General features: G+C 55.5%; 19 protein-coding genes. 8 read left to right on the top strand and 11 right to left on the bottom strand.

Going from position 1 to position 24,975, the window contains the following annotated elements:
* Positions 1–12: 12 nt before the first annotated feature.
* Complete coding sequence (gene ldtB / locus M1D91_RS07795) at positions 13–933, bottom strand: L,D-transpeptidase (RefSeq protein WP_437431018.1); 921 nt, start codon at positions 931–933, stop codon at positions 13–15.
* A 215-nt stretch (positions 934–1,148) separates the two neighbouring features.
* Here ldtB and M1D91_RS07800 point away from each other — a divergent pair, with 215 nt between their 5' ends.
* Entirely contained in the window at positions 1,149–2,741 is a 1,593-nt protein-coding gene (locus tag M1D91_RS07800; protein ID WP_437431019.1) for an ABC-F family ATPase, read from the top strand.
* A gap of 86 nt (positions 2,742–2,827) precedes the next feature.
* Here the strand turns inward: M1D91_RS07800 and M1D91_RS07805 are convergent, their stop codons facing one another.
* The 6 genes from M1D91_RS07805 to moeA all read right to left on the bottom strand — a co-directional run bounded on the left by M1D91_RS07805 (position 2,828) and on the right by moeA (position 12,061).
* Positions 2,828–4,090 carry a DUF1479 domain-containing protein gene (locus M1D91_RS07805; protein WP_437431020.1) on the bottom strand — a complete coding sequence of 421 codons (1,263 nt, stop codon included), beginning with the start codon at positions 4,088–4,090 and terminating at the stop codon, positions 2,828–2,830.
* Positions 4,091–4,258: 168 nt separating this feature from the next.
* Positions 4,259–5,071 carry a Cof-type HAD-IIB family hydrolase gene (locus M1D91_RS07810; RefSeq protein ID WP_437431021.1) on the bottom strand — a complete coding sequence of 271 codons (813 nt, stop codon included), beginning with the start codon at positions 5,069–5,071 and terminating at the stop codon, positions 4,259–4,261.
* 404 nt (positions 5,072–5,475) lie between these two features.
* Positions 5,476–7,908: a formate C-acetyltransferase/glycerol dehydratase family glycyl radical enzyme gene (locus M1D91_RS07815; RefSeq protein ID WP_437431022.1), complete on the bottom strand. Its 2,433-nt coding sequence runs from the start codon at positions 7,906–7,908 to the stop codon at positions 5,476–5,478.
* 4 nt (positions 7,909–7,912) lie between these two features.
* The gene (locus M1D91_RS07820) at positions 7,913–8,812 is read right to left on the bottom strand and encodes a glycyl-radical enzyme activating protein (RefSeq protein WP_437431023.1); all 900 of its coding nucleotides are present in this window, start codon (positions 8,810–8,812) and stop codon (positions 7,913–7,915) included.
* A 1,264-nt stretch (positions 8,813–10,076) separates the two neighbouring features.
* A complete protein-coding gene (gene moeB / locus M1D91_RS07825; protein WP_437431217.1) occupies positions 10,077–10,832 on the bottom strand; it encodes a molybdopterin-synthase adenylyltransferase MoeB in 756 nt (251 codons plus the stop codon).
* Positions 10,829–12,061 (bottom strand): molybdopterin molybdotransferase MoeA, encoded by a 1,233-nt coding sequence (gene moeA, locus M1D91_RS07830; RefSeq protein ID WP_437431218.1) that lies wholly within the window; start codon positions 12,059–12,061, stop codon positions 10,829–10,831. The genes moeB and moeA overlap by 4 nt, the downstream gene beginning before the upstream one ends.
* 202 nt (positions 12,062–12,263) lie before the next feature.
* On the opposite strand from moeA, the gene iaaA reads away from it, so the two are divergent.
* From iaaA to gsiD, 5 genes are read left to right on the top strand one after another with little or no spacing between them, the layout of a single operon-like run.
* Positions 12,264–13,205, top strand: a complete 942-nt coding sequence (gene iaaA / locus M1D91_RS07835; protein ID WP_437431219.1) for a beta-aspartyl-peptidase — start codon at positions 12,264–12,266, stop codon at positions 13,203–13,205.
* A 10-nt stretch (positions 13,206–13,215) separates the two neighbouring features.
* Positions 13,216–15,087, top strand: coding sequence for a glutathione ABC transporter ATP-binding protein GsiA (gene gsiA, locus M1D91_RS07840; protein ID WP_437431220.1), 1,872 nt, complete (start codon positions 13,216–13,218; stop codon positions 15,085–15,087).
* Between the two features lie 32 nt (positions 15,088–15,119).
* On the top strand, positions 15,120–16,658 hold the full coding sequence (gsiB, locus tag M1D91_RS07845) for a glutathione ABC transporter substrate-binding protein GsiB (protein ID WP_437431221.1): 1,539 nt from the start codon (positions 15,120–15,122) through the stop codon (positions 16,656–16,658).
* Between the two features lie 49 nt (positions 16,659–16,707).
* On the top strand, positions 16,708–17,628 hold the full coding sequence (gsiC, locus tag M1D91_RS07850) for a glutathione ABC transporter permease GsiC (protein ID WP_437431222.1): 921 nt from the start codon (positions 16,708–16,710) through the stop codon (positions 17,626–17,628).
* 2 nt (positions 17,629–17,630) lie between these two features.
* A complete protein-coding gene (gene gsiD, locus M1D91_RS07855) occupies positions 17,631–18,542 on the top strand; it encodes a glutathione ABC transporter permease GsiD (RefSeq protein ID WP_437431223.1) in 912 nt (303 codons plus the stop codon).
* On the opposite strand, the gene M1D91_RS07860 is transcribed toward gsiD, so the two are convergent.
* Positions 18,532–19,419: a LysR family transcriptional regulator gene (locus tag M1D91_RS07860; RefSeq protein WP_437431224.1), complete on the bottom strand. Its 888-nt coding sequence runs from the start codon at positions 19,417–19,419 to the stop codon at positions 18,532–18,534. The genes gsiD and M1D91_RS07860 overlap by 11 nt on opposite strands.
* 96 nt (positions 19,420–19,515) lie before the next feature.
* Here M1D91_RS07860 and M1D91_RS07865 point away from each other — a divergent pair, with 96 nt between their 5' ends.
* Together M1D91_RS07865 and M1D91_RS07870 are read left to right on the top strand one after the other, a co-directional pair.
* Positions 19,516–20,469, top strand: a complete 954-nt coding sequence (locus tag M1D91_RS07865; protein ID WP_437431225.1) for a 2-hydroxyacid dehydrogenase — start codon at positions 19,516–19,518, stop codon at positions 20,467–20,469.
* A gap of 53 nt (positions 20,470–20,522) precedes the next feature.
* Positions 20,523–21,857: an MFS transporter gene (locus M1D91_RS07870; RefSeq protein ID WP_437431226.1), complete on the top strand. Its 1,335-nt coding sequence runs from the start codon at positions 20,523–20,525 to the stop codon at positions 21,855–21,857.
* 35 nt (positions 21,858–21,892) lie between these two features.
* Here M1D91_RS07870 and rimO read toward each other — a convergent pair whose 3' ends face one another.
* From rimO to M1D91_RS07885, 3 genes are all read right to left on the bottom strand, one after another.
* Positions 21,893–23,218 (bottom strand): 30S ribosomal protein S12 methylthiotransferase RimO, encoded by a 1,326-nt coding sequence (gene rimO / locus M1D91_RS07875; RefSeq protein ID WP_437431227.1) that lies wholly within the window; start codon positions 23,216–23,218, stop codon positions 21,893–21,895.
* 156 nt (positions 23,219–23,374) lie between these two features.
* Positions 23,375–23,734, bottom strand: a complete 360-nt coding sequence (locus M1D91_RS07880) for a hypothetical protein (protein ID WP_437431228.1) — start codon at positions 23,732–23,734, stop codon at positions 23,375–23,377.
* A gap of 454 nt (positions 23,735–24,188) precedes the next feature.
* Positions 24,189–24,812: a glutathione S-transferase family protein gene (locus M1D91_RS07885; protein WP_437431229.1), complete on the bottom strand. Its 624-nt coding sequence runs from the start codon at positions 24,810–24,812 to the stop codon at positions 24,189–24,191.
* Positions 24,813–24,975 lie beyond the last annotated feature (163 nt).

Raw genomic sequence — 24,975 nt, forward strand, 5'->3', positions numbered from 1 at the left:
ATAAGCTACAGCTTAGTTCAGACGGACCGGCATACCGGAACGGTTCTGAATCGCCTGTTCAACAATGTTCTGATCAACATCCGCCTGGCTGGTCACGCTCTGCACGCTTTTGGTCAGCGTGATAGGCACGATTTCGCCTTCGTTGAACTGCTCTTCGGTCGTCGACAGCGGGTTATGCACTTCAACATAACGTGAACCATCTGGCTCAGTGGTCGCTTTTACCGGCTCATCAATAAACTGAACGCGTGTGCCGACCGGCACATTTTCGAACAGGAATTTGATGTCGTCGTTACGCAGACGCACACAACCGTGGCTTACGCGCAGACCGATACCGAAGTTCGCATTGGTGCCGTGAATAGCATACAGACGACCAATGTAAAGCGCGTACAGGCCCATCGGGTTATCCGGGCCCGCCGGCACTACCGCAGGCAGCGGCTCACCCGCAGCAATATACTCGGCATGCATTTTCGCGGTCGGCGTCCAGGTCGGGCCCGCTTTTTTGCGCTCAACTTTGGTTGTCCAGTTGATCGGGGTGTCTTTACCTAACTGACCAATACCGATTGGCAGTACGATCACGGTATTGGTGCCTTTCGGATAGTAGTAGAGGCGCATTTCGGCGCTGTTGATGACAATACCTTCGTGCACGGTATCCGGCAGAATCAGCTGCTGCGGGACGTTCATGACGGTGCCGCCTTTCGGCAGGAAGGCATCAATGCCCGGGTTGGCTTCCGTCATATTGGACAGGCCCATCTGGTACTCCGCGGCAAAGTACTCCAGCGGTTGGGTGTTGCCCTCAGGAATAGTTACGACCTGGTTCTGACCAACCAGACGGCTACCATCGGTTGGCAGCGGGTAAGTAACAGCAGACGCGGTATTGCAAAAGCCTACGACGGCAAACGCCGCCGCTAAAAGCGTTTTTAATTTCATGTTCATGTTGTGCGAGATTCGTGCCACAGGCCGTTGGGTTAATAATGCTTTCTATAGATGGGAGCGCATTATATGTGCATTCCCTCGCCCAGGGAATTCAGATGTGTACGAAATCACATTTTTTTCCCGTTGCTTTCATTTTAGCCGTGCGTTTCGAAGCAGGAATCTAATTCGGAATTGTGGCATAATACGGCGTTTGTCACACATTTCAGGATACTTCCGTGTTAGTAACCAGCAACGTCACCATGCAGTTCGGCAGCAAGCCGCTCTTTGAAAATATTTCCGTCAAATTTGGCGGCGGCAACCGTTACGGCCTGATCGGCGCTAACGGGAGCGGTAAATCCACCTTTATGAAAATCCTTGGCAGCGACCTGGAACCTACGCTTGGGAACGTCTCACTCGATCCTAATGAGCGCATCGGTAAGCTGCGTCAGGATCAGTTCGCCTTCGAAAATTTCACCGTACTTGATACCGTCATCATGGGTCATGGTGAATTATGGGAAGTGAAACAGGAGCGTGACCGCATCTATGGTCTGAGCGAAATGAGCGAGGAAGATGGCTACAAAGTGGCCGACCTCGAAACCCAGTATGGCGAAATGGACGGCTACTCCGCTGAAGCACGCGCGGGCGAGCTGCTGTTAGGCGTGGGGATCCCTGTCGAACAGCACTACGGTCTGATGAGCGAAGTCGCGCCAGGCTGGAAACTGCGTGTGCTGTTAGCCCAGGCCCTGTTCTCTAACCCGGACATTCTGCTGCTCGATGAACCTACCAACAACCTGGACATCGACACCATCCGCTGGCTGGAGCAGACGCTGAACGAACGCGACAGCACCATGATCATCATTTCGCACGACCGTCACTTCCTGAATATGGTCTGCACGCACATGGCCGATCTTGATTACGGCGAGCTGCGTGTGTATGCGGGTAACTATGATGAGTACATGACCGCGGCAACCCAGGCGCGTGAGCGTCTGCTGGCGGATAACGCCAAGAAAAAAGCGCAGATTGCAGACCTGCAATCCTTCGTGAGTCGCTTTAGTGCCAACGCCTCCAAATCTCGTCAGGCCACCTCCCGCGCCCGTCAGATTGATAAAATCAAACTGGATGAGGTGAAAGCCTCCAGCCGCCAGAACCCGTTCATTCGCTTCGAGCAGGATAAGAAACTGTTCCGTAATGCGCTGGAAGTGGAAGCCCTTACCAAAGGCTTCGATGACGGTCCGCTGTTTAAAAACGTTAACCTGCTGCTGGAAGTGGGCGAGAAGATTGCCATTATTGGTGCGAACGGCGTGGGTAAATCCACCATGCTGAAGACGCTGGTAAGCGACCTTGCGCCTGATAACGGTACGGTGAAATGGTCCGAAAATGCGCAAATCGGCTATTACGCGCAGGATCATGAATATGAGTTCGAAAACGACCTGACCGTGTTTGACTGGATGAGCCAGTGGAAACAGGAAGGGGATGATGAGCAGGCGGTGCGCAGCATTCTGGGGCGTTTACTTTTCAGCCAGGACGACATCAAAAAGCCGGCAAAAGTGTTGTCCGGTGGTGAAAAGGGTCGCATGCTGTTTGGCAAGCTGATGATGGAAAAACCGAATATCCTGATCATGGATGAACCGACCAACCACCTGGATATGGAATCCATTGAATCGCTGAACATGGCGCTGGAGATGTATCAGGGAACCCTGATTTTCGTCTCTCATGACCGTGAATTTGTCAGTTCGCTCGCTACCCGTGTAATCGAAATTACGCCAGAGAAAGTCATCGACTTCTCCGGTAATTATGAAGATTACCTGCGCAGCAAAGGCATCGAATAATTCGCACCACGTCATGCGCTTTTCCTGAATTCAGGAAAAGCGCAGTTTCTGTTTTAAACGCCATTCTCTTTGCTATGCCAGCAGAATCAGTCGGCCACCATCCCCAGCGCACGTTTACCGTAATCATTCAAATCCGCCACGGTAAAGCGATTCTGCCAGTCGGTTTCATAATCTTCACGCGGGAAATCCCCCGGCGATGCTCCTTTCTCCAGAGCCGCTTTAACCTTGCGGGCGTAGGCCAGATTTTTCTCGCACATAGGGGCCGCGGGAATATACATCACGTTTCCCCAACCCTGCTGGTCATTAACCGGGGCCACGGAGTGAATCACATCGCAGTGCCACCAGACGGAATCGCCGGCTTCCAGCGCCGGAATAGAGGTCAGCGCCTCTGTCAATAATGGATGCCACTGCTCAGAGATGGGCAGAACGCGACCCGGCGCCACACCGCACAGCTCATCTTCCGGCACATCATCAAGCAGCGGGCGCAGCAGAATGTACGCCATCGCTTCGGGAATCGGTACTACGTGCAGCAGCCCTTGTCCTGGGATCATGTCGGAAAGTGCTGTCCAGCCCTGGAAGGTCCGGAACACTGAACATTTTGTGGTGTTATCCACCGTGTACTCTTCCACTTCGGTGCGGTGCGCGGCGTCCCACGGATCGTACTCATCCAGCTTACCGTTAAAGACATTGGCAAACACCCGTTGATAAGCGGGTAACAGCCAGCGCTCCAGTGCGCCGGAATCGGTATGCGCGCCGAGTCCTTTTGAGGTCGTTCCCGGTGGGCGTCGACGAATACGGTCAGGGTAAATAACACTGACGTCCGGATCGAACCACCGGGTGCCTTCGCTTTCAAAACGCCACAGACGATTGAGGAACGATTGTACGGTCGCCATTTCATTACTCTGGCGCGCCTGCATTTGCGCCTGCGACCAGTAAATCGGGTAGATTTCAGGACGCGATGCCTCCAGCGTGCCAAAGAAGCTGTCGCCGGGCCCTTTGTAGACATCATCGAAATGGTTTTTTTCGAGATAGGCCATCATGTCCTGATCCCAGCCCAGTGCCTTTTCGCGGGGGAAATGGCCTTTAATCACAGCGCATCCCCGACGCCTGATGGCGTCCCGTTGCGCCTGCGAAATGTTGCCGCATGCCAGATCAGCATAGGGGATCTCAGGCCAGATAGCCTCGCCGTTGGCCTTCAGCCTCTTAATTTCAGTCACCCGCTCCTGAATGCGCTTGTGCAGGGCATCGAAAACCGCCTGTACGTCACCCATCTGCTGGCGAAGCGCGTGTTTCATCTGGCGGATCGCCTCTTTAGGGTCGGCGGGCAACGTTTCACTGGTGTATGTCATGATGACCTCTCAATCTTTCATTCGAAAGTTATAAAGATTACATATGACAATTTAAGTTAAAATTAAGTTAATGCAAGTTTAAAAACTTGATGCCTGACACAAAGTGAAAAGAAGGGCGAAACGAGAGGGGTGAGAAAACGGGCCGGCGCTGACGCACCGGCACCAGGACTAATTAAAGGGCGCAGCGCCTTCAAGCACGGACTGGATCACATTCAGCGCGCCCTGATGGTTGTTGTCATCCGTCTGGTGACGGGCAATTGCTTTAATGGCATCGCTGGCATTCGCCATCGCAAAGGAGAAATCGGTCATCCGCAGCATCTCCGCGTCGTTACCGCTGTCGCCAATGGTGACGCACTCTTTGGGTGTGAGGTGCCAGCGTTTGAGCAACCGCGTAATGCCGTTGGCTTTGTGCAACCCGGGAATAATCAAATCCACAAAACCAAAGCCACTGGTGACGGGCTTCATGATGCCGTCCAGTGAGACGTGAAGTCTGTCCATAAGCTGTGGGATGTCGCTGTCCGGTAAATTGAGGGAGAATTTGAACAGCGTGTCATCAATCTGGTGATAATCACTGACGCGTTGCAGGCGATGATAGTGTTTTGACATCAGGTCAACGAACGCTTGCGGGGCGTTTTCACTGACGTAAGCGCTGTTAAGGCCACAGGCCACAAAATTGAGCCCTTTATCCTTCAGCAATTCGCCAATCACTACCTGGGCTTCATGGCGGGTCAATTCGCCGTGAAACAGCTGTTGCCCATTCGCATAGACCAGCGCTCCGTTCTCTGCAACGAACGAGATCTGGTCTTTAAGCTCGGGGAAGAACGAAATCAACTGGTAATACTGGTTGCCGCTGGCGACGACAAATTCGATGTCGCGTTCTTTCAGCCGGGCAAACTGGGACATAAAACGATCGCGGTCGTACTGCTTGGCGTCGTCCAGAAAGGTTCCGTCCATATCAGTGACGATAACTTTCACGGTCATACATAAGCTCCTGGAATATGTTTTTCCAGTAACATTGTAATAACAGTGTGACCTGCAGCACAAATCTATTTCATTCGAAAGTAAAAATAGGGTGAAAGCAAAAGGCAATCGTAGTGGCTTTGTGGATGTCCGCCCCTCGTCCGGCGGGAGGAATGGCGAGAAGGCAGCGGAGCCTGCATCTCCCTCTCACCCTAACCCTCTCCCTCAAGGGAGAGGGGACCAGACCGGGCCGCCTTTCTGCCTCTCACTTTGGGGAAGGGCCGGGCGAGGGCAGCGGAGCCTGGTTCTCCCGCTCACCCCAATCTGCTCCCTCAAGGGAGAGGGGACCAGACCGGGCCGCCTTTCTCCCTCTCCCACGGGGAGAGGGCAAGGGTGAGGGCATCAGAGCGCAGAGACGGTCTGCATCACAACGTGTGCTCGGTACGGGCAATAATATCGTCCTGCGCATCCGGTGAGAGTGCCGTAAAGAACGCGGAATAGCCCGCTACCCGCACGACCAGATCACGATACCGATCCGGGTGTTTTTTCGCCTCAACCAGCGTCTCACGTGAAACAATGTTGTACTGAATATGCCAGCCCTTGTGATCTTCAAAGAATGTACGCAGTAGCATCATCAGCTTCTGACGATCGCCTGCATTATCCAGCGTCGACGGGTTCAGTTTCTGGTTCAGCAATACCCCGCCGAGAATCGATCCGGTAGGCAGCTTACCGACTGAGCCAATAACCGCCGTTGGGCCCAGATGATCGGTGCCGGATGCCGGACTTGCCCCTTCTGCCAGCGGCGTATGGGCTTTACGTCCATCTGGCGTGGCCATGGTAGCGGCCCCGAAGGGCACGTTGGCCGAAATCGAAGAGGTTCCTGCGTAATAGGCGCCACCAATCGGACCACGGCCAAAACGCGGGTTGCGATAATGTTTGAGTTCATCGATATAGGTCTGATAGGCGCGGGCCAGCAGGGTATCAACGCTGTCATCATCATTACCGTACTTCGGCGCGCCGTTGATTAAGCGCTGGCGTAGCTGTTCATGGGTCAGTCCATCAAAGTCTGCCGCCAGCGCCTCTGCCAGTTGTTGCTGACCAATGACGCCCTGATCGAATACCAGTTTTTTTACCGCGGCCAGTCCGTTGCCGAGGTTTGCAATTCCCACCTGCAGGCCGGAAACCCAGTCGTATTTTGCGCCCCCTTGCTTGATGCTTTTCGCCCGCTCAATACAGTCGTCCACCAGTGCCGAACACAGAATGTCATGTACGTTCTCTTCAAGCATGGTGTCGACCACATACTCAATCTCAATAGATTTGCGGGTGTAATAACGTATCTGGTTGTCCCAGTCAGCCAGCATGTCGTCAAATCCGGGGAAGTTGCCTTTCGACAGCGCATGCTCCTGGGGCAGGAATACATTGCCGCTGGTGGCGTCGCGGCCCCCTTCCATTGCCGCCAGCATCACGCGGGCGAAGTTGATAAAGCTCATGCCGGTGCAGCGATAGCCCCATTTACCGCCGACAGCAGTTTCAATGCAACCAATGGCCGCGTAGTCATAGGCGTCCTGTGGCTCCACCCCAAGCTTAATAAATTCAGGGATGACGATTTCGTCGTTATTAAAAGCAGGCATACCAAAGCCGCAGCGGATGACCTGCACGCAGGTATCCAGAAAGTCGTTACTCATGCCCGCGTGATAGCGCACGCTCAGGTTCGGCTGAGTGGAACGCAGGCGACCACAGGATTCGAGGATCGCATAAGAGAGCGGATTGACCGCATCCGTCGCCTTGCCATTGACCAGACTCTGCCCGCCAATAGTAACGTTCTGGTACAGCGGGCTCCCCGCTGAGGCTTTGGAGTGCGAGCCGGAGCGAATTTTGTTCACCTCCAGTAGCTTCAGCCAGCAGCCGTGCAACAGCTCAATGGCCTGTTCGCGTTCAAGCGACTGGTTCAGTTCAACGTCACGGCGGTAGAAGGGGTACAGGTACTGGTCCATGCGCCCGAACGAGACTGAGTGACCGTTGGACTCGATTTGCAAAATCAGCTGGATAAAATAGCAGAGCTGCAGCGCCTGCCAGAAGGTTACCGGGGGTTGATGGGCAATCACGTCGCAGTTTTCTGCGATGGTCAGCAGTTCATTACGACGCTGTTCACGGCTTTCCGTTGAGGCCATTTCGCGTGCCAGTGCGGCAAACCGTCCGATATGCAGACTGACGGCTTCCAGCACAATATCCATCGCTTTCAGAAACTGCTCGCCGTGAAGATCTTCCAGTATGGTCAGGTTAATACGTGAACGGCGTTCAGCCACACGGGCACGCAGGCCGTCCAGCCCCTGCTCCAGCACCAGCGGAAAGTTTACCGCCAGGTGCGCATCGCCGGAGGTCATGTTGCCTTCGGCTTTAATGATGCCCGTCTCCAGCAGCGCTTTTTGTTCATCGGTAAACATACCGTAGCAGCGATCCTGCACCGTCTGCCCGCGCCACCACGGACAAACTTCATGCAGCACGCGTTTATTCTTCTCGCTCACCGCAAAACCTGCGCCTGGTCTGTCCGCAAGGTCATCAATCTCTTTTTCAATCCAGGAGACCGTGTATTCCGGGAAGATGGGGGCGGCGCGCACTTCGCTTGCCTGATTGCCGATAATCAACTCGTCGTGTTTGATCCAGAGATTCCGTAACGCCAGGTGATGCGCCAGTGCCAGCGCCCGCCGTACCGGGATCGGCTTATCCATGTGGGCACGGTACATCTCAGTGTAATGTTGCGCACGCTCGGTACAGACAGGGGGTTTAACGATATGTACCAGCGCATCTTTATGCGCCCTTATGCGTTCGGTCAGGGTAGTGAGCTGCAGGGTGGTCATGGCGTTATCCTCGTAAGGTGACGGTGAGTCCTTTCTGGCGGGCGTAGTCCTGGGCAAAAGCCAGTAACGCGGGCGCATCAAGCGGCTTATCCGGTGCGGTGTAAGGTTGATTGAGCAGAGTGTATTTGTTCATGCCCAGTGTGTGATAAGGCAAAAAATGGATCTCACGAACCTGGAGTTCGTCTGCGGCGAAACGGGTAATGGCGGTGATGGACTGCTCGTCAGCGTTAAAACCAGGAATCAGCGGTACGCGAACGATCATCTCTTTACCGGCCTGGGCCAGCCGTTTGAGATTATCCAGCACGCGTCTGGCGCTACCGTCGGTCCACTGTCTGAACACCGCGCTATCGACATGCTTAAGGTCGGCCAGAAACAGACTGACATAGGGCAGTGACGGCGCAATGTAGTGCCAGGGCACGTGCAGACAGCTTTCTACCGCAGTATGAATGCCCTCCTCATGGCTGCGCTTTAAGAGTGCCTGAGCCAGCGTGGGATGCATAAAGGGTTCGCCGCCGGAGAGCGTAATGCCGCCGCCGCTGCGGGCGTAAAAAGCCCTGTCGCGTAGTACGGTCGCCATGATCTGGTCAACGGACTGGTTTTCGCCGCAGACGGTCAGCGCCTCGGTGGGGCAACAGAGGGTCAGGGCGTCCAGGTCGGCTTCATGGAGCGCGTCCCGCTCGATCACCAGTCCGTTAAGCGTGCGCGTAATAGCCGTGGGCACCGCCTGCTGGCAAAGGTGACATCCCTCCAGACACAAGCGTGCGTCAAACAGCACCTCGCGCCCCCGCGCCCGGCTTTCAGGATTCTGACACCAGCGGCAGCCCAGCGAGCAGCCCTTCAGGAAGACCACGGTACGAATACCCGGGCCATCATGGGTGGAATAGCGCTGAATATTGAAAATCATGGAGTATCCTCATATTGCGTATGAAGATTAAATTACTTTCGAATGAAAGTTAATTTGATAAGGATCAACGCCCTGTCAGGTAATGTCAGGCCAGTGCTAAAGCATGGAGGAGGTCACATTTTGAATGGAGTAGTGCGGGGGAAATGTGCGCGCTGATGCCCTCACCCCGGCCCTCTCCCACGGGGAGAGGGAGAAAGGCAGCCCGGTGACGTTCCTTCCTCCTCAAAGGAGAGAGAGGATGGCGGCTCGATTTAGTCCCCTCGCCCCTTTGGGGAGAGGGCCAGGGTGAGGGGAAACATGCGGCTCTTATGGTCATTCCGTTCACCTCATGTTCCTTGCTGTTCTGTCACGCCAGAACCCGTGAACGTGCCAGGGTGGTTCACCGCCACCACCCTGGCGACCCGGGCTCCCGGCCAGGAAAATCGCCGCTGGCGCGGTCCATGATGCTTATGTCGTCTGACTATCGGGTCGGGGACCAGCCTGCCTCCCTGCAGGCTATCCCCTCCGCCCGCGTCCCTGCGGGCGGCCCCGGTCAGCCGTCAACGCCTCATCGATTTTCAGCCGGACCCAGTCATCGCGGTGACTGTTTTATTCTCATTTCGCCGTGGTATCGCTGTAAAACGGCATATTACTGGGGATCCCTCTCCCACGGGGAGAGGGAGAAAGGCAGCCCGGTGCCGTTGTTTCCCGCTTGAGGGAGAGAGAGGATGGCGGCTCGATTTAGTCCCCTCGCCCCTTTGGGGAGAGGGCCAGGGTGAGGGGAAACATGCGGCTCTTATGGTCATTCCGTTCACCTCATGTTCCTTGCTGTTCTGTCACGCCAGAACCCGTGAACGTGCCAGGGTGGTTCACCGCCACCACCCTGGCGACCCGGGCTCCCGGCCAGGAAAATCGCCGCTGGCGCGGTCCATGATGCTTATGTCGTCTGACTATCGGGTCGGGGACCAGCCTGCCTCCCTGCAGGCTATCCCCTCCGCCCGCGTCCCTGCGGGCGGCCCCGGTCAGCCGTCAACGCCTCATCGATTTTCAGCCGGACCCACTCATCGCGGTGACTGTTTTATTCTCATTTCGCCGTGGTATCGCTGTAAAACGGCATATTACTGGGGATCCCTCTCCCACGGGGAGAGGGAGAAAGGCAGCCCGTTGCCGTTGCTTCCCCCTCAAGGGAGAGAGAGGATGGCGGCTCGATTTAGTCCCCTCTCCTTTGAGGGAGAGGGTCAGGGTGAGGGGGAAATGTGCGCGCTTACCTTCATCCCCGGTCCTGTTAACCTCCACATACCTCGCAGTTGGAGTGGCGCATCAGCTTCATCTCCCGGAACTGGCAGGTCATCGCATCGTACATCACGATTTTGCCCGAGGCGGGGGTGCCGTAATGCGTCAGCACTTTAATAGCCTCCATCGCCTGAAGAGAGCCGATGATGGCCACCAGCGGTGCCATCACCCCCGCTTCCACGCAGGTCAGGGCATTCTCGCCAAACAGACGACTCAGGCAGCGGTAGCAGGGTTCATCCTCGCCCCAGGTGAAGACGCTGATCTGCCCCTCCATGCGAATAGCCGCCCCGGAAACCAGCGGGACAGTGTGCGCGAAGCAACCGGCGTTGAGCTGGTTGCGGATGGCCACGTTGTCGGTACAGTCCAGCACCAGGTCGTGGGCGGCAATCTGCGCTGACAGGGCCGCGTCGTCCAGCTGCGCGTTGAGGGTATCAAGCTGAACATAAGGGTTAAGCCGGGCAAGTGTCGCCTGGGCGGAGATCACTTTCGGCTGCCCGATTGTGGCATCGCTATGCAAGGTCTGGCGCTGCAGATTGGAGAGCGCGACGGTGTCAAAATCGAGCAGCGTCATCTGACCCACGCCCGCGGCCGCCAGATATTGCGCCGCAGCACAGCCGAGGCCGCCCAATCCCACGACCAGTACCCGAGAAGCTTTCAGCCGCTCCTGCCCGTCAAAATCAAATCCACGCAGAATGATTTGCCGGTTATAACGCAACATCTCTGCATCGCTCAGCGCTTCCACGTTCATCCTCCGAACAGATGGTTAAAGGTCTCAACCTCGACCCACTCGCCCGGCTCAACGTTGCCGCGCTCGCGCTCCAGCACCACAAAGCAGTTACCCTGACTGAATGAACTGAAAATATGCGAGCCCTGCGGCCCGGTGGAGCTCACACTCAGTTCGCCGTTTTCATCGCGGCTGAGAATGCCACGCTGGAAATCCAGACGCCCCGGTGATTTTCTGAGCCGCGTAGCGGCACGGGCGCGCAGACGCATCGGCAGAGGGTTATTTGTTGCGCCGCTCAGTTTCGCCAGTAACGGTTGCACAAGCTGATAAAAGGTGAGGGCCGCTGATACCGGGTTGCCCGGCAGCCCGCAGAACCAGCTGTGTTGCAGACGACCAAAGGCAAAAGGTTTGCCCGGCTTAATGGCCAGTTTCCAGAAGGTGATTTCACCTAACTCATCAAGCATCGCTTTGGTGTAATCCGCTTCGCCGACCGAGACGCCGCCTGAGCTGAGAACCACGTCAGCCTGCTGGTCTGCGGTGATAAAGGTTTCGCGCAGCAGGGCCGGATCGTCACGGATAATGCCAAGGTTAATGACCTCGCACCCCAGTTGCTCAAGCATCAGATGCACCGCAAGACGGTTAGTATCATAGATCTGCCCGTCGCCCAGGGGGTGTCCCGGCAACTGCAACTCATCGCCGGTGGAGAAAAGGGCGACGCGGATTTTGCGCACCACGTTGACGTCTGCAATACCCAGCGAGGCGAGCACCGGCACTTCAGCAGCGGTCAGTCGGGTTCCGGGCGTGAACACGACGGACCCGGCACGAATATCTTCGCCAAGACGACGAACGTTTTGCCCGGCGCGAACGGCCGCGGTAAAGCGTACTCCCGCGTCCGTCACTTCGGTCTCTTCCTGCATGACCACCGCTTCACAACCGGCGGGCACCGGGGCGCCGGTCATGATGCGTACGCAACTGCCGGCTGGCCATTCGCCATGAAAAGGCTGCCCGGCAAAAGCTTTACCGGCAACCCTTAGCGGAATGCCCTGCTCAAGATCGGACATCCGCACGGCGTAGCCATCCATTGCGGCATTATCAAAACCCGGCACATTTATCGGAGAGATAACATCCTGCGCGACAACGCGACCAAAACAGGCCAGAAGTGGCAAGGTTTCACTTTGCTCCAGTGGGGTAATGGCCGACAGCATTTGCGCCAGGGCAGCATCGAGGGGAATAAGGCCCGCAGTATGTTCCATGAGTGGCTCCAGTAAAACGGATCAAAGGAGGCATTATGGCAGAAAAGTGCCCCCCGCTGCATGTACTCCTCCGTGGGCAGAGTGCGAAGCCTGCTTTACATAGTTGTAACGACTTTCTATATTCAAAAATCGTCTGAAGTTGTGACGACGATAATGATATTTATAGTAAAAGCAGCAGAGTACCTGACCGGGCGATGAAAAAATGACCAAAGCAGTGATTGCGATACACGGCGGCGCAGGGGCAATTGCCCGCGCCCGGCTAAGCCCGGAGAACGAGCGGCACTATATTGAAGCCCTGTCGTCCATTGTTGAACAGGGTCAGCGCATGCTGGAGGCGGGCGAAAGCGCGCTGGATGTGGTGACCGAAGCGGTACGCCTTCTGGAAGAGTGCCCGCTATTTAATGCTGGTGTTGGTGCGGTCTTTACCCGCGATGAAACCCATGAACTTGACGCCTGCGTTATGGACGGTGAAACGCTGCTGGCCGGTGCGGTGGCCGGCGTCAGCCGTCTGCGCAACCCCATCCTTGCCGCACGGCTCGTTATGGAACGCAGCCCCCATGTCCTGCTCGTCGGGGAAGGGGCAGAAAAATTTGCTTTTGCTGAAGGCATGGAGCCGGTTGCGCCTGAGATTTTCTCCACCCGGGAACGTTATCAGCAACTGACAGAGGCCAGGGCGGACAATACCCTGCGTCTCGATCACGGCAATGCTCCGCTGGATGAGCGCCAGAAATTTGGCACCGTTGGCGCGGTGGCGCTCGATAAACAGGGCAATCTGGCGGCAGCCACCTCTACCGGCGGGATGACCAACAAGTTGCCCGGGCGCGTCGGTGACTCCCCTTTACCGGGGGCAGGGTGTTACGCGAATAATGCCAGTGTCGCGGTCTCCTGTACTGGCACGGGCGAAGTCTTTATTCGTACCCTGGCCGCTTATGACATCGCCGCACTGATGGATTACGGTGGGCTCAGTCTGCATGAGGCCTGTGAGGCGGTGGTGATGGAAAAACTCCCCGCACTTGGCGGCAGCGGTGGCCTGATTGCGGTCGACAGGGAAGGCAATGTGGCCCTGCCCTTTAACAGTGAAGGCATGTACCGCGCCTGGGGCTATGCGGGTGATGCACCGAGCGTGGGAATTTATCGTGAATAAGGAGAGCGACATGTCGCAACGACCCGCAGAGGATGTACAGAATGTGCTCGATGTCAGCAATCTGAACGTGACCTTTAGCCATGAACAGCAACGCACCGAGGCAGTGCGCGGCCTCTCCTTTACCTTAAAACGTGGTGAAACGCTGGCGATAGTGGGGGAGTCCGGCTCAGGGAAGTCGGTTACGGCGATGTCTCTGCTGCGCCTGCTGGAGCAGTCCGGCGCTGAGGTTAACTGCAACCATATGTTGTTAACCCGCCGCAACGGTAAACGTGTCGATCTCGCTACCCTTAGCCGCTCGGGTCTGCACGGGGTGCGTGGTGCGGATATTGCGATGATATTCCAGGAGCCGATGACCTCGCTGAACCCGGTGTTTCCGGTCGGTGAGCAGATTGCTGAGTCTATTCGTCTGCATCAGGGGGTGAATAAAGAGGCGGCGCTGGTTGAAGCCAGACGCATGCTGGACCTGGTGCGTATCCCCGAATCTCAGGCGATTTTATCGCGTTTTCCTCATCAGCTTTCTGGCGGCATGCGCCAGCGGGTGATGATTGCGATGGCGCTCTCGTGTCGCCCGGCGGTATTGATTGCCGATGAACCCACTACCGCGCTGGACGTCACCATTCAGGCGCAAATTCTGCAGCTCATCAGTGTGCTGCAAAAAGAGATGGCAATGGGGGTGATTTTCATCACCCACGATATGGGCGTGGTGGCGGATATCGCCGATCGGGTTCTGGTCATGTATCAGGGTGAGGCGGTGGAGACCGGCACGGTTTCGCAGATATTCAGCGCGCCTCAGCATCCTTATACCCGTTCCTTGCTGGCGGCCGTCCCACGGCTGGGGGCGATGAACGGTAGCGATCTGCCGCGACGTTTTCGGTTAATGTCATCTCAGCCTGCACACCGTCCTGAAGAGGAGACGGAGCAGGACACGGTGGTGCCAGGTGAACCCATTTTACAGGTACGGGATTTAGTGGCGCGTTTCCCGATTCGCAGCGGCATCCTTAACCGCGTCACCCGCGAAGTTCATGCGGTGGAAGGGGTGAGTTTTGACCTCTGGCCTGGCGAAACCCTGTCGCTGGTGGGGGAGTCCGGCAGCGGAAAATCTACTACCGGCCGAGCGCTGCTGCGTCTGGTGGAGAGCCAGAGCGGAGAAATCACCTTCAACGGTGAGCGCATTGATACCTTACCGTCAAACAAGTTGCAGCCGCTGCGCCGGGATATTCAGTTTATTTTTCAGGATCCCTATGCCTCTCTCGATCCGCGCCAGACCGTGGGCTATTCGATCATGGAACCGCTGCGGGTGCATGGGATCATGAGCGAAGATGAGGCCCAGCGACGCGTCCTGTGGCTGCTGGAGCGGGTGGGGTTAAAACCCGAGCACGCCTGGCGCTATCCACATGAATTTTCCGGTGGACAACGTCAGCGTATCTGCATTGCCAGGGCGCTGGCGCTGAATCCACGGGTGGTGGTAGCCGACGAATCCGTCTCCGCGCTTGACGTGTCGATCAGGGCGCAAATCATCAATCTTTTGTTAGATCTTCAGCGGGAAATGGGCATTGCATTTTTGTTTATTTCCCACGATATGGCGGTGGTGGAGCGGATTAGCCATCGCGTGGCGGTTATGTACCTTGGACAGATTGTCGAAATTGGCCCCCGCCGGGCGGTATTTGAGGATCCGCAACACCCCTATACGCGAAAACTGATGGCCGCCGTGCCGGTCGCGGACCCGACACACCACCGGGCGCAACGGGTGCTGCTGTCGGATGAACTACCCAGCAATATTCATAAGCGCGGCGATGTTATCGAACGCGTGCAGTTACATCACGTCGGCGCGGGGCATTATGTCGCACGCACGACACCAGGCAATACGCAATCCCGTTTTTGACAGATTCAGGCAGGGACACTCAGGAGAACAACATGACACAATTCGTCGCACGAAAATGGCAGCTGGGGGTTGCGATTGCCGCCACCCTGGCCGCCGCGCCGGCACTGGCTGCCAAAGATGTCGTGGTCGCAGTGGCCTCGAACTTCACCACCCTTGATCCCTATGATGCGAACGACACATTATCGCAGGCGGTGGCAAAATCCTTCTATCAGGGGCTGTTTGGGCTTGATAAGGACATGAAATTGCAGAACGTGCTGGCGGAAAGCTACACCGTTTCTGACGATGGCTTGGTCTACACCATTAAGCTTCGTCAGGGGGTAAAGTTCCAGGATGGCACCGATTTTAACGCCGAAGCGGTGAAAGCCAACCTCGATCGCGCCAGCAATGCTGACAATAAACTCAAGCGCTACAACCTCTACAAAAACATCGCCAGCACCGAGGCTGTTGATGCCTCGACGGTAAAGATCACGCTTAAAGAACCCTTCTCGGCGTTTATCAATATTCTTGCCCATCCGGCCACGGCAATGATCTCCCCTAAAGCGCTGGCGCAATATGGCAAAGAGATTGGGTTCCATCCGGTGGGGACCGGCCCGTACACCCTGGAAACCTGGAACCAGACCGACTTTGTTAAAGTGAAAAAGAACCCGGACTACTGGCAGAAAGGGTTGCCGAAACTTGACACCATCACCTGGCGACCGGTGGTCGATAACAATACCCGCGCCGCCATGCTGCAAACGGGTGAAGCACAGTTTGCCTTCCCGATCCCTTACGAGCAGGCCGCTGTACTGCAAAAAAACAGCAAGCTGGAGCTGGTGGCGAGTCCGTCTATCATGCAGCGCTATATCAGCATGAACGTGACGCAAAAACCGTTCGATAACCCGAAAGTGCGCGAAGCCATTAACTATGCCATTAACCGCCAGGCGCTGGTAAAAGTGGCCTTTGCCGGTTACGCCACCCCGGCAGCTGGCGTGGTGCCGCCCTCTCTGGCTTATGCCGCGACCTATCCGCAATGGAAATATGACCCGGCAAAAGCGCGTCAGTTACTCAAAGAAGCGGGCTTCCCCAACGGCTTTAGCACTACGCTTTGGTCTTCGCATAACCACAGTACCGCACAAAAAGTGCTGCAGTTTACCCAGCAGCAGCTGGCGCAGGTGGGTATAAAAGCCCAGCTCACGGCGATGGATGCCGGTCAGCGTGCGGCTGAAGTGGAAGCGAAAGGGCAGAAAGAGAGCGGAGTCAGGATGTTCTATACGGGCTGGTCGGCGTCAACCGGGGAGGCTGACTGGGCGCTGTCACCGCTGTTTGCTACCCAGAACTGGCCGCCTGCGCTCTTTAACACCGCCTTTTACAGTAATCCGAAGGTGGATAAGGATCTGACGGATGCTCTGAAAACCACTAACGACGAAGAAAAAGCCCGTCTGTATAAAGATGCTCAGGATACTATCTGGAAAGAGGCACCCTGGGTGCCGTTGGTTGTCGAAAAACTGGTTTCTGCCCATAACAAGAATCTGACCGGCTTCTACATTATGCCCGATACCGGTTTTAGCTTTGACAACGCCGACCTGAAATAAAAAACTCATGCCCACCGCCCGCGTGGCGGTGGGGTGAGGGAAAACAGACATGCTTAATTATGTTTTAAAACGCCTGCTGGGCCTGATTCCAACGCTACTGATTGTGGCGGTGCTGGTGTTTTTATTTGTCCATCTCTTACCCGGCGATCCGGCGCGGCTGATTGCCGGGCCGGAGGCAGACCAGCAGGTCGTTAACCTGGTGCGTCAACAGCTGGGCCTGGATCAACCGTTATACGTCCAGTTCTGGCACTACATTACCAATGTGGTGCAGGGCGATTTTGGTATCTCGATGGCATCGCGCCGCCCGGTGGTGGATGAAATCGCCAGTCGCTTTTTCCCCACGTTCTGGCTGACTATCGCCAGCATGACCTGGGCGATGCTTTTTGGCCTTGTCGCCGGTATTGCCGCCGCGGTATGGCGCAATCGCTGGCCGGACAGGCTGGGTATGGCGCTGGCCGTTACCGGCATCTCCTTCCCGGCCTTTGCGCTCGGTATGCTGTTAATGCAGATCTTCTCGGTTGAGCTTGGCTGGTTGCCCACCGTCGGTGCAGACAGCTGGCAGCACTATATTTTGCCATCCATGACGCTCGGGGCCGCCGTCGCCGCAGTGATGGCGCGCTTTACCCGTGCCTCGTTTGTGGATGTGCTGAATGAAGATTATATGCGTACCGCCCGTGCCAAAGGGGTGCGAGAACGCTGGGTTATCCTTAAACACGGTCTGCGCAACGCGCTTATCCCGGTGATAACGATGATGGGGCTGCAGTTTGGCTTCTTGCTTGGCGGGTCGATCGTGGTCGAAAAGGTATTCAACTGGCCAGGGCTTGGCCGTTTGCTGGTGGATTCCGTAGAAATGCGCGACTACCCGGTCATCCAGGCGGAAGTGCTGCTCTTCTCTCTTGAATTTATTCTCATCAACTTAGTGGTGGATGTGCTCTACGCTGCCATTAACCCTGCAATCAGGTACAAGTAAGGATGCGACTGTTTAACTGGCGTCGTCAGGCGATTTTAAATGCCCTGCCCGGAGTAAAGCCGGGACAGGTAAGAACCCCGTGGCATGAATTCTGGCGGCGCTTTCGCCGTCAGCCGGTGGCAATGACCGCCGGACTTTTCGTGCTGATTCTGATTGCGCTCGCGGTGATTGCCCCCTGGATTGCCCCTTTTGATGCGGAAAACTATTTTGATTACGACCGCCTGAATGAGGGACCCTCTCTTATTCACTGGTTCGGCGTCGACTCCCTGGGGCGGGACATACTGAGCCGCGTGCTGCTGGGGGCCAGAATTTCGCTGGCCGCCGGCGTGTTTGCCGTACTGATTGGGGCGGCAATCGGCACACTGTTTGGCCTGTTGGCCGGGTATTATGAAGGGTGGTGGGATCGCATCATCATGCGTATCTGCGACGTGTTGTTTGCCTTTCCTGGCATTCTGCTGGCCATCGCGGTGGTCGCGGTCATGGGCAGCGGAATGACCAACGTTATCATCGCGGTGGCGGTTTTCTCAGTCCCTGCCTTTGCACGTCTGGTACGAGGCAATACGCTGGTGCTAAAGCAGCAAACATTTGTCGAGTCGGCTCGCAGTATCGGTGCCAGCGACATGACCATTCTCTTCAGCCACATTTTGCCCGGCACGGTCTCGTCGATCGTGGTCTACTTTACAATGCGGATCGGGACTTCAATCATCTCCGCGGCCAGCCTGTCGTTTCTGGGGCTTGGTGCGCAACCGCCGACGCCCGAATGGGGAGCAATGCTTAATGAAGCGCGGGCCGATATGGTCATTGCGCCGCACGTGGCGCTCTTCCCCTCACTGGCCATTTTTCTCACCGTGCTGGCGTTTAATTTATTGGGTGATGGCTTACGTGATGCCCTTGATCCAAAAATCAAAGGGTAATCAGGGCCTCGCTCATGCTCCTGAGGAAAACGGGCAGCACCGGGTTGGGGTTGGCTTTTGAGTAGACAAGAAAATTGTGCGCCTGAATATTTACGCCTTCAATATTCATGAACGTCACGTTGGGCATCCCCAGCGTGCGTGATGAGGCGGGAACGATGGCGCACCCCAACCCGGCATTCACCAGACCCAGAATAGTGTGGGTCTGGGCGAGCTGGTATTTATAGTCCGGCGTAATGTCATTAAACACAAACAGGTCGGTTATCCGATCGTAAAAATGGCGGGCTTCATCCGGGCTGTAAAGAAAGAAGGGCTCATTGTTAAATGCGCTGAGGGGAATTTTCCGTTTACGTGCCAGCGGATGCTCTGAGTGAAATGCCCCCACAAAGGTTTCACCCTGAAGCGGCTGGTACGCCAGCAGCGGATTTGGTGGGACATGGCGCACAAAACCAATATCAAGACTGTTGTTTTCAATCGCGCTTATTTGTTTATGCGACACCAGTTCCTGTAGCTGAAAGGTGACTCCAGGCAATTTTATGGCGAGTTCTTTTAGTAACTGGGGAATAAAATTCCATGAAAATACCGCAGTAAATCCCAGCGAAAGTGTTCCCGTCTCGCCGGAGGCGCAAAGCTGAACGGAGGATTCCAGCCGGTCCGCTAATTTAAGAATTAATCGGGCTTCGGTCAGTAAATGGTGACCCATATGAGTAAGCTGAACGTGCCGGTTATTCCTGTCAAACAGGGCGCCGCCAAGGCTTTTTTCCAGCAGTTGAATCTGGCGACTCAATGGCGGTTGCGTCATGCTCAGGCGGGCGGCGGCGCGACCAAAGTTTAACTCTTCGGCAACCGCAATAAAGCAGCGAAGCTGATGTAAATCCATAATTCAATTCTTATATTAATGAATACCGGATTTATATTAGACATGAATTATTGCGCTGTCCATCATCGTCTTATTCCCACTTAATGGACAGACGCAATGCTAAATAAAACAGACCAACAAAAAACTCACATTTTATTAACTCAAGCGGTGCCCGGCCCGATTGATGAAATATTACGGCGTGATTATTACGTGCATCGTCTATACGAGGCCCGCGAGCCAGCTCAGATGCTGGCGGAAACGGGGACGAGTATTCAGGGCGTGGTTACCGGGGGAGCAAAGGGACTATCCCGCGACATCATGGAACGCCTGCCTGCACTGAAAATTGTTGCCATCAGCGGTATCGGAACGGATGCGGTGGATTTGGCCTATGCCGCGGAACGCGGGATATTTGTCACCACCACGCCCGGCGTGCTAACGGATGATGTGGCAGACATGGCGCTGGGGCTGATGATCTCAACGCTACGCCAGATGAGTGAGGGGGAGCAGGTGGTGCGCGCCGGACGCTGGCCGCAGACCACCCTGCCACTGGCGCGTAAAGTCAGCGGCACCACCGTTGGGATTATCGGCATGGGACGGGTGGGGCAGGCCATTGCCCGGCGAGTTGCGGCGTTTAATACCACGATCCTTTATACCGATCTCGGGCCGGTTAGCGGACTTGATTACACCTTCGTTGCAGACATCCACACCCTGGCGCATGAGGTTGACGTACTGATCCTGGCCGCTTCTGCCGACGCAGGGCAGCTCATCATCACTGAATCGGTGCTCGACGCGCTGGGGGCTGAGGGGTACTTCATCAATGTCGCGCGCGGCAAGCTGGTGGATGAGCTCGCGCTGCTGTCTGCGCTCAGCGAGAAACGCATTGCCGGCGCAGGGCTGGATGTGTTTGCCAATGAACCGCACGTGCCGGAGGGGTTTTACACCCTTAATAACGTGACGCTTCAGCCTCATCGTGCCAGTGCCACTCTCCAGACCCGTCTGGCGATGGGGGAAATGGTGCTGGAAAATCTGGCGGCCTGCTTTAACGGACAGTTACCGCCACATCGCGTGTAACTCCGCTAACAACGCGACCTCTGTCTTCCCTTTAAAAATACAGCGAGAACATCATGAGCAAACAAATGGAAGTCTCTCTGGAACAGGTCAAACGCGTCGGGCATCACCGTTACTGGGTGCTGGGCCTGATATTTATTATTACCGTCATTAACTACGCTGACCGTGCCACCATGTCCATCGCCGGGACATCGGTGGTGAAAGAGCTGGGCCTCGACCCGATGATGCTGGGGATGATCTTCTCCGCCTTCGCCTGGGCATATGCGCTGGGGCAAATCCCCGGAGGCTGGCTGCTTGACCGTTTTGGTGCCAAAAAAGTCTATGGTATGAGTCTGGTGCTGTGGTCGGTATTCACCATGCTGCAGGGCACCGTCGGCTGGATTGGGCTAACCGGTAGCCTGGCCGCGATGACGCTGTTCCTGATGCGCTTCATGCTGGGCCTTGTGGAGTCGCCCGCGTTTCCGGCGAACTCACGTATCGTCTCCAGCTGGTTCCCGACCCGCGAGCGTGGATTAGCTTCCGCACTGTTTAACTCCGGGCAGTACATGGCGGTGGTGATTTTTACCCCGATGATGGCCTGGCTTACCCACGCCTGGGGCTGGGAACACGTCTTTATCTGGATGGGGGGATTAGGGCTTGTGCTGGCGGCGGTGTGGTTTGGCTGGTACAAAGAGCCGCATAAAGATCCGCGCCTGACGGAAGATGAAAAAAAATTGATGCGCGAGGGCGGGGCGCTGGTGGATCTGGACAGTGGAGTGAAACAGGGTAAAAAAATCGCCTTACGCGACACCAAATGCCTGTTTACTAACCGCAATTTGTGGGCTATCTACCTCGGGCAGTACTGTATTACCGCGTTAACGTACTTCTTCATTACCTGGTTCCCTATCTATCTGATTCAGGGACGTGGCATGACGATCATGCAGGCGGGTTGGGTTGCCGCTTTACCTGCAGTATGCGGTTTTACCGGCGGTCTGCTCGGCGGTTACCTCTCTGATTTACTTATTAGCCGTGGTGTTCACCCTTCCCGCGCCCGTAAAACGCCATTTGTGCTCGGCATGGGACTCTCCACTATGCTGGTCTTTGCAAACGTGGTGGACAGCAATGCCGCGGTAATTTTCCTGATGGCGCTGGCTTTCTTCGGTAAAGGTTTTGCGGCAGTGGGCTGGGCTGTTCTGTCGGACGTGGCACCGAAAACCATGATTGGCCTGTGTGGGGGTGTGTTTAACGGCATCGGTAATATCGCAGGGATCATTACGCCGCTGGTGATTGGCTATGTGGTCACGGTGACCGGTTCGTTTAACAACGCATTATGGTTTGTGGCGGCGCACGGTGTACTGGCAGTGGTGAGCTACGTACTGATCGCAACGCGGTTTGAGCGCGTGGGTGAGTAAATAAAAACGCCGCCTGATAGCAGGCGGCGACAGAGTTAAACGCGGGTGCCCCACAGGTCGTATTCATCCGCGTTTTCCACTTTCACGCGCACGATATCCCCTGGTTTGACCCCGTTTTCACCGTTCAGATAGACCGCACCGTCGATCTCAGGTGCATCCGCCATACTGCGGCCAATAGCGCCTTCTTCATCCACTTCATCAATGATGACCAGAATTTCGCGGCCCACTTTTTCCTGCAGACGCTCAGCAGAAATTTTCTGTTGCAGCTGCATGAAGCGGTTCCAGCGCTCTTCTTTAACCGCTTCCGGCACCTGATCTGCCAGTTCGTTAGCGGTTGCGCCATCAACCGGGCTGTACTTGAAGCAGCCTACGCGATCCAGGCGGGCCTCGGTCAGGAAGTCGAGCAGCATCTGGAAATCTTCTTCGGTTTCACCTGGGAAGCCAACAATAAAGGTAGAGCGCAGGGTCAGTTCCGGGCAGATTTCACGCCACTGCTTAATGCGTGCCAGCTGACGGTCAACCGAGCCGGGGCGTTTCATCAGTTTCAGGATACGCGGGCTGGCGTGCTGCAGCGGGATGTCCAGATAGGGCAGGATTTTACCCTCGGCCATCAACGGGATGACATCATCAACGTGTGGGTAAGGGTAGACGTAGTGCAGACGCGTCCAGATACCAAGCTTCGCCAGTTGTTCGCAGAGACCAACCATACTGGTTTTTACCGGCTCACCGTCATGGAAGCCCATACGGTGCTTCACATCAACGCCGTAGGCAGAGGTGTCCTGCGAGATGACCAGGATCTCTTTTACGCCAGCATCCTTCAGACGTTTTGCTTCGCCCAGCACGTCACCAATCGGGCGGCTGACCAGATCGCCGCGCATGGATGGGATGATGCAGAAGGTGCAGCGGTGGTTACAGCCTTCAGAAATTTTCAGGTAGGCGTAGTGGCGCGGTGTCAGCTTAACGCCTTGCTCTGGGACCAGACTCAGGAACGGGTTGTGCTTCGGCTTTGGTACATAGTGGTGCACATGCTCCAGAACCTGCTCGTAACTATGAGGCCCGGTAATTTCCAGTACCTTCGGGTGGACTTCGCGGATCTGATCGACTTTCGCACCCAGACAGCCGGTTACGATCACTTTGCCGTTTTCATTCAGCGCTTCGCCAATGGCCTCCAGTGACTCCTGAACCGCGCTGTCAATAAAGCCGCAGGTGTTGACGATAACCATATCGGCGTCGTTATAGCTCGGCACAACGTCATAGCCTTCAGTGCGCAGTTCCGTCAGGATGCGCTCAGAGTCGACGAGGTTTTTCGGGCAACCGAGGGAGACAAAGCCGATTTTCGGCTGGTGCGTAACATTGCTCATAGTTCAAAAATTAATCAGTTAAGGGATGCTCAGGGCACGGATTGTACAGTTATCGGCGGGAGATTTATAGCGGATTGTCGGCAGGCAGGATCAAAAATCCGCTGGCCTGGGTGGAGCCTCTGCTACCTGTTTTTGCCAGTAAACGACCCCGGGTCGTCAGAATTCATCCACCGTGTCCCGGTCGTTATTAATCACGTCGAACACTAACTCGCCATCATTAACCGTAAAGGTAATAGAAGTGGCGTAGCTATCCTCAATATTCATATCCTGGCACAGGTTAAAGATGAAATAATGTATTTGATAATAAAGAACATAGGTAGTGTCACGCAGATGTTCAACCCGGTTAATATCAAACGCATTGGTAGAGCGCGCATGGGGGCTGATAAAACCTAAATCCATGTTAAGCGCAGGAATAAGTGCGGGGGAGTGTCGATTGTGCTGCAGGTAGTGCTGAAGCTCACGGGCAGAATCAGCGTGGTTATCGGCAAGGGTAAGGTTCAGCGGAAAAATATGCATAACGCGCCTGATCAAAGTGTCTGTGGCGATAACATACCACGGCGGTTCAGCTTCCTCATAAAACGTTCGCGGGGTATTTCGGGGTATAACATGAGCGTGCTAACCATACCTCTAAAGGATACTTTTGCCGTTGAGTTTGCAGGAATAATCCGGGGCGTGAATATAAGCGAGGTAAAAAAAAGCCGCTCGGACGAACGGCAGATATACAACACAGGGAATTCTTCAGAAACATAATGATTTACGGCAGAAATAATAGCCTGCTAATGAATGGCTGTCACCCGTTATGTAAGAGAAAAGTGTTTTCAATGTTAAATTGTGATGAAGATCGTCTTTGACGAAAAAATGAACCCAGAGGTTCTAATCCGGATGCGCAGGAAAGAGAACAAGGCGTTTGTCCCCTGCGCTTGCCCGGCCCCATCAGTCGATAATGATAGGGCCTTACCAAAGCAGCCGTTCACGGCACGCCATTATTTCCATACTGTAAAAATGCCGGGCGTGAATTTAACCGCGTAAACCAGGCCTCAAGAGCCGGGAACGTCGGATGGTCAAACGGCGTCATCTTCCAGCGATTTACCGACAGTCCCAGTACAATATCGGCGAGAGTAAAATCTTCCCCGGCCACCCAGGCTTGGGTTTTTTCCAGTTGCTGATCCACGATGCCGATACAGTGGTTCCACGCTTTAATACCGGCGTCAATCGCCTTCTGATCGCTGTAGGCGGGATTTTTACGCACCAGCGCAGGGAAGACATAGCGCCAGGCATTGTTGAATTCGGATGCCTGCCAGTCCATCCACTGCTCCACCCTGGCGCAGGCTTGCGCATCATCCGGGAGAAGATCGCGACGCTCAGCTTTACGGGCCAGATAGCGGCAGATGGCGTTCGATTCCCAGAGTACAAAATCGTCGTCAATCAGCACCGGCACCATTTCATTGGGGTTCATGGCCCGAAAGGCGTCCGTTTGCGTGGAGGCAAACCCACTGCCGTAGTCCTCCTGCTGATAGTCAAAGCCTGCTTCCTCGCAGGTCCACAACACTTTTCGCACATTGATTGACGAGGTTTTCCCGAGAATGCTTAACATGATGGCAGGCCGCTCCCTACGGATGTGATGGATTATAGACAATACATCAACGGCATTACCTCCTGCTACAACCCGGCGGGCACCAGCATGGTGCACTGCCTGATCCTGACTCACCAAAACGGGGAGCCATAGTACCCGCTCATAGTTAATAAACTGATAAATA

This window comes from Enterobacter sp. SA197, assembly GCF_054131575.1.